Below are 5,626 nucleotides of genomic sequence, written 5' to 3'. Positions count from 1 at the left end.
GCAGGCTCGCTCCCACAGGTATGAGCTTTAACTCTCTCATCCCATCGAAGCGGTTACCCGCTACCCAAGTAGCATTCGTCGCCCCCCACAGACTTCGTACACTCGTGCCTCATACACACGCACCTGCGGGAGGTAAGGATGCAGCAGAGCGAAGGCGTCGTCAGTGCAATGTCCCAGGCCACCGATGCCCGGCAGGTCGCGCAGGAACTGGCACGACAGTTGTTGCATCCGCACCTGGGGTTCGTGCTGTTCTTCTGTTCCGCCGAGTACGACTTGCAGGCGCTGGGCCAGGCCTTGCAGCAAAGCTTCGGCGGCATTCGCCTGGCGGGCTGCACCAGCGCCGGGGAAATCACTCCGCTGGGCTACGGGCGCAATTGCGTGACGGCGGTGGGCTTCGATCACCGGCACTTTTCCATCGCCATCGAGCTGATCGACCAGATGGAGCACTTCAGCCTGATCGACGCCCAGCAAATGGTCGAGCGCCTGGTCAGTGGCTGTCGCAGCAACACCCTGGCGCCGATCAAGGGCAACAGCTTTGCCCTGACCCTGCTCGATGGCCTGTCCAGCCGTGAAGAAATGGTCCTGGCGGCCTTGAGCGCGGCACTGGGCGACATTCCGCATTTCGGCGGCTCGGCCGGCGACGATAACTACCTGACCCATACCCATGTGTACTTCGATGGCGAGTTTCACAGCGGCGCGGCCGTGGTGGTGCTGGTCAACACCTGGCTGGATTTCGAAGTGTTCACCACCCACCACGTGCTGCCCCGCGCCGAGAAGCTGGTGGTTACCGGGGCCGACAGCACCTTGCGCCGGGTCTTCGAGCTCAATGCCGAGCCGGCCGCCGCCGAGTACGCCCGGCACATCGGCGTGCCGGTGGCGCAACTCGATCACCGGGTCTTCGCCGCGCACCCGCTGGCGGTGCGGATCAACCAGCAGTACTACGTGCGGGCCATCCAGCAGGTGCATCCGGACCTGAGCCTGAGTTTCTACTGCGCCGTGGAAAACGGCATCGTCCTCACCGCCATGACCCCGGGGCCGATGCTGCCGAACCTGCAGAGCCTGTTCGAGGGGTTGCAGGAGCGCCTGGGCGATTTGCTGCTGACCATCGGTTGCGACTGTTTCCTGCGGCGTCTGGAACTCGAAGACGACGGCAGCCTCGATCAGATCGGCTCGTTTTTGCGTGAGCAACGGGTGATGGGTTTCAACACCTATGGAGAACAGTTCAATGGCATGCATATCAACCAGACCTTCACCGGCGTTGCCATTGCCCGCGGCCGTGCCCCAGGACATCGCTGAGCTGCAGGCCGAACTGGCCGGGCTGCGCCTGGAAAACCATAAACTGCAGCGCATCAATGGCGCGCTGATCGAACGGGTCGAGTCCGGGGTGACCCGCGGCAACGATCCGTACGCGGCGTTCCAGCATTCGGTGGTGCTGGCCGAGCAAGTGCGCGAACGCACCGATGCCCTGAACCAGGCCATGGCCGAACTCAAGGCCGGTAATCATTTGCTCAGCGAAGCCCGCCTGCGCGCGGAAACGGCGCATCAACACCTGATCGATGCCATCGAAAGCATATCCGACGCCTTCGTCCTGTTCGACGCCGAGCAGCGCATCGTGCTGTTCAACAGTCGCTTCAAGGCGTTCTGGAGCAACAGCCGGGTGCGGATCAATGCCGGCATGCGCCTGACCGAGGTCAAGCGGTTGATGATGAACAACGGCCTGTTCACCGAAGAACCTCGCGGGCATGCCGACGAAAACCTGCTTTACCGCCTGCAGAACGGGCGCTGGCTGCAAGTCAGCGAGCGGCCGACCCAGGAAGGTGGGCGGGTGATTCTGTTCACCGACATTACCGACGTCAAACTCAGCGAAACCGTACGCCGTGAGCAGGCGGTGGCGCAGAAGTCCCATCTGTTGCAGCGGGCGGTCGACAATCTGTCCCAAGGGGTGGCGATGGTCAGCGCCGAGGGCATTCTGGAGCTGTGGAACCGGCGTTTCCTGGAGCTGAGCGGCCTGGCACCGGTGGCTGCCCATCGCCCGTTTGCCGAAGTGATCGCCGACAGCGAATTGAACCTTTTGACTCCGGCCAGTCGCGATGGCAATGGACGACCGGTCCGCGAATGTGAGCAGCGCCTGTTCGATGGCCGGGTCCTGGAAATCCGCACCCATCCGTTGCCTACCGGTGGTTTCGTCAACACCTACACCGACATCACCGAACGCTACCAGCACGCTGAGGCGCTGAGTGAAAGCGAACACTGGATTCGCCTGATCACCGATCACGTACCGGCATTGATTGCCTACCTCAATGCCGATCTGGTCTACGAGTTCACCAACAAGGTCTACGAAGAGTGGTACTGCTGGCCCCGCGGCGTGATGCTCGGCCAGAGCCTGCGCGAAGTGCACAGCGAACAGCATTACCAGCGGCTGGAGTCCTACGTGGCCAGGGCACTGGCCGGCGAGAGCGTGACCTTTGAGTTCGCCGAAACCAACGTCAACAACCAGGAGCGTTACATGCTGCGCTCCTATGTGCCCAACCGTCTGGCCAGTGGCGAGGTGGTGGGGATTTTCGTGCTGATCCGCGACATCACCGAACGCCGCCGCACCGCGGAGGCGCTGCATCAGGCTTATCAGAACCTGGAGCTGCGGGTACGCGAGCGCACGGCGGAATTGACCACCCTCAACGACCAGTTGCTGCGCGAGATCGATGAGCGGCGCCTGGTCGAGTCTCGCTTGCGCGAAGCCAAGCAGGAAGCCGAGCAGGCCAACCTGTCGAAAACCAAGTTCCTCGCCGCCGTCAGCCACGACCTGCTGCAACCGTTGAATGCCGCGCGCCTGTTTACCAGTGCCTTGCTGGAACGGCGCGAGCCGATGTCCAGCGAGATTCTGGTGCGCAACGTGAGCAATTCCCTGGAAGACGTGGAGAACCTGCTCGGCACCCTGGTGGACATTTCCAAGCTCGATGCGGGGGTGATCAAGGCCGACATTACGCCGTTCGCCCTCAGTGAACTGCTGGACAACCTGGCCGCCGAATACACCCAGGTGGCACGCAGTGAAGGCCTGCAACTGCACTTCATCAGTTGTTCGGCGCTGGTGCGCAGCGACATCCAGCTGCTGGCGCGGATTCTGCGCAACCTGCTGAGCAATGCCATTCGCTATACCTGCAGTGGCCGAGTGGTGCTCGGTTGCAGACGGCATCATCAGTGCCTGACGATCGAAGTCTGGGACAGCGGCATGGGCATTGCCGAGCATCGCCTGGAGGAGATTTTCCAGGAGTTCAAGCGCGGAGATGTGCAGCGACCGGATCAGGATCGCGGTCTGGGCCTGGGCCTGGCGATTGTCGAGAAAATCGCCGGCATTCTCGGGCATCGCATTGATGTGCGCTCGTGGCCGGGCCGGGGCTCAATGTTCTCGGTCGAAGTCCCGTTGAGCGCCACCGCGCCGAAGCCGCCGCCGACGTTGCAGATGAGCGAGCCGATGCTCGAGCGCCTGCGGGGTGCACGGATCTGGGTGCTGGACAACGACGCGACCATCTGTGCCGGCATGCGCACCTTGCTGGAGGGGTGGGGGTGCCAGGTGGTGACGGCGCTGTCGGAGGAGGACCTGGCACGGCAAGTGGACAATTACCACGCCGAGGCCGACCTGCTGATCGCCGACTACCACCTGGACAACGACCGGAACGGTATCGATGCGGTGGCAAGAATCAATGCCCGTCGTGCCTCACCGATTCCGGCGATGATGATCACGGCCAACTACAGCAATGAACTCAAACAGCAGATCCGCGAACTGGGCCACACCCTGATGCACAAACCGGTGCGGCCGATGAAGCTGAAGACGGCGATGAGTCATTTGCTTGGCCGGCCTTGAGATCTCGGCGTTTTTGCCACCGCTATCGCGAGCAGGCTCACTCCTACAGGTACATCGCAATCCTGTAGGAGTGAGCCTGCTCGCGATAAGAGCGACGCGGTCTTGTTGACTCAACGCCGCAGATAAGACCCGAAATCAATATCCCCGGCACTCAGGATCGCCTGCACCCGGTTGTGCACGTTGAGCTTGCGCAGGATCGCCGAGACGTGGGCCTTGACCGTGGTCTCGGCGATTTCCAGGGTGTAGGCGATCTGCTTGTTCGATTCGCCCTTGGTCATGCGTTCCAGCACCTGCAGTTGCTTGCGGGTCAGGGCCTGGAGCAGTTCGGGCGGAAAGCTCGGGGTGTCATTCATGCGCCGGTGGGTGCTGCTTTTGGCGGTGCGGATGATGYCCGGAGGCAGGTAGACATTGCCATTGAGAATCTGCTGGATGGCGTCGGTCATCTGGGCGCGGGGTGACGATTTGGTGATGAAACCCACCGCACCGTAGGTGATGGCTTGCAGCACGATCTGTTTGTCTTGCTCGGCGGAGACAATCACCACCGGAATGGTCGGCGCTTCGTTACGCAGGTTGATCAGGCCATTGAGCCCGTGCATCCCGGGCATGTTCAGGTCGAGCAGGATCAGGTCCAGGTCGTCGTGTTCCTGGGTCAGGGCCAGGGCGCTGTCCAGGTCAGCGGTTTCCATCACTTCGCTGCCGGCAAAACCGTCGCTGATGACGTTGTGGATGGCTTCGCGAAACAGCGGGTGATCGTCGGCAATCAGGATTTTGTACATGGCCTTTCACCTCATTATTTTGATTATGGTGTGGCAACAACACGCACGCGTAAAGCTCAAGGAAAGGGTTCGGGCCGGGCTGGCGAAACCGGCAACCTGGCCGCTTGCCAGGCGTCCAGGCCATCGCGATACCAATACAGAGTCTTGTAGCCCATGGTGGCTGCGCGCTTGACCGCATTCCAGCTCAACCAGCAGTCGGAGCGGCAATAGAAGACCAACGGTTGCGTCGGGTCGCCGGCGGTCAGCTTTTTAAGGTTGGCGGCGAAATAGTCCTGCCATTGCGGCGTCAGGTCGCCGTCCCCGGTATTGGCCAGCCAGTGGCTGCCGGGCAGGTTTTCATGGGGCTGGTCTTCGATGAATTGCCCTTGCAGCCACTGACGGCGGTAGACGTCGATCAGCACCGGACGCGGGGTTTGGCGGAGCAGGGTTTGCAGGGCGGGGGTGTCGACGATGGTTGCGCCTTGCAGCTGTTCCGGCGTCGGGCTGCGGTACAGGCCGATGCGATAACCCTCGGCGGAGAACAGCGCAGTGTCGGCCTGCGCGGTGCTCAGCAGCAGGCCCAGCGACAGGGCGGCGAGAGCAGGGCGCAACAGGCAACGTCGGGCACGTGGCATGGGTTCAGTCCTTATAGTTATGGACCTATTACATGCCAGTCGGGGGGGCGTTGGGAATGCGACGATAGACAGGGAAACCAGTACTAAAGTAGTAATTTCACGATGTTCAATGGAGATCAACTGTGGGAGATCCCCTAATGAAATGGCTACCCCCGCCGCCCCCTGTGATCGACCACTAAGCTTTCACAGGGGGCTTATCGGAGATCATTGCCATGAGCAAAGTAGCTATTGCCGCCATCGATCTGGGAAAACACACCTTTCATCTACATGCACAGGATGATCGTGGTCACGAGCTGTACCGCAAAAAATTCAATCGGGTAGCGCTCATGCAGCACCTGATGAACCTTGAGCCCTGCACTGTCGTGATGGAGGCCTGC

4 protein-coding genes and 1 pseudogene are annotated in these 5,626 nt (G+C 61.4%); 3 read left to right on the top strand and 2 right to left on the bottom strand.

Translation table 11 applies throughout. The features are described from left to right. Window positions 1-138 precede the first annotated feature (138 nt). Both nosP and nahK read left to right on the top strand, forming a co-directional pair. On the top strand, window positions 139-1,296 hold the full coding sequence (gene nosP, locus AC1DRN_RS29560; RefSeq protein WP_223461945.1) for a nitric oxide-sensing protein NosP: 1,158 nt from the start codon (window positions 139-141) through the stop codon (window positions 1,294-1,296). Further along, window positions 1,226-3,859: a hybrid sensor histidine kinase/response regulator NahK/ErcS' gene (gene nahK, locus AC1DRN_RS29555; protein WP_223461943.1), complete on the top strand. Its 2,634-nt coding sequence runs from the start codon at window positions 1,226-1,228 to the stop codon at window positions 3,857-3,859. The genes nosP and nahK overlap by 71 nt, the downstream gene beginning before the upstream one ends. Window positions 3,860-3,969: 110 nt before the next feature. Here nahK and AC1DRN_RS29550 read toward each other — a convergent pair whose 3' ends face one another. Continuing rightward, complete coding sequence (locus AC1DRN_RS29550; RefSeq protein WP_477786899.1) at window positions 3,970-4,635, bottom strand: response regulator; 666 nt, start codon at window positions 4,633-4,635, stop codon at window positions 3,970-3,972. 56 nt (window positions 4,636-4,691) lie between these two features. Beyond that, on the bottom strand, window positions 4,692-5,249 hold the full coding sequence (locus AC1DRN_RS29545) for a PQQ-dependent catabolism-associated CXXCW motif protein (RefSeq protein ID WP_223461941.1): 558 nt from the start codon (window positions 5,247-5,249) through the stop codon (window positions 4,692-4,694). A 212-nt stretch (window positions 5,250-5,461) separates the two neighbouring features. On the opposite strand from AC1DRN_RS29545, the pseudogene AC1DRN_RS29540 reads away from it, so the two are divergent. Continuing rightward, a pseudogene (locus AC1DRN_RS29540) lies at window positions 5,462-5,626 on the top strand (IS110 family transposase); the annotation flags it as partial.

It is taken from the genome of Pseudomonas sp. P5_B3 (assembly GCF_056400405.1).
Note: the sequence above shows the minus strand (reverse complement) of the source record. Positions and strands in the feature narration are given on the sequence as shown.

Bases quoted from the DNA above. Each gene is read 5' to 3' on its own strand.
- nosP (WP_223461945.1), top strand. From the start codon at position 139: ATGCAGCAGAGCGAAGGCGTCGTCAGTGCAATGTCCCAGGCCACCGAT.
- AC1DRN_RS29545 (WP_223461941.1), bottom strand. From the start codon at position 5,249: ATGCCACGTGCCCGACGTTGCCTGTTGCGCCCTGCTCTCGCCGCCCTG.
- nahK (WP_223461943.1), top strand. From the start codon at position 1,226: ATGGCATGCATATCAACCAGACCTTCACCGGCGTTGCCATTGCCCGCG.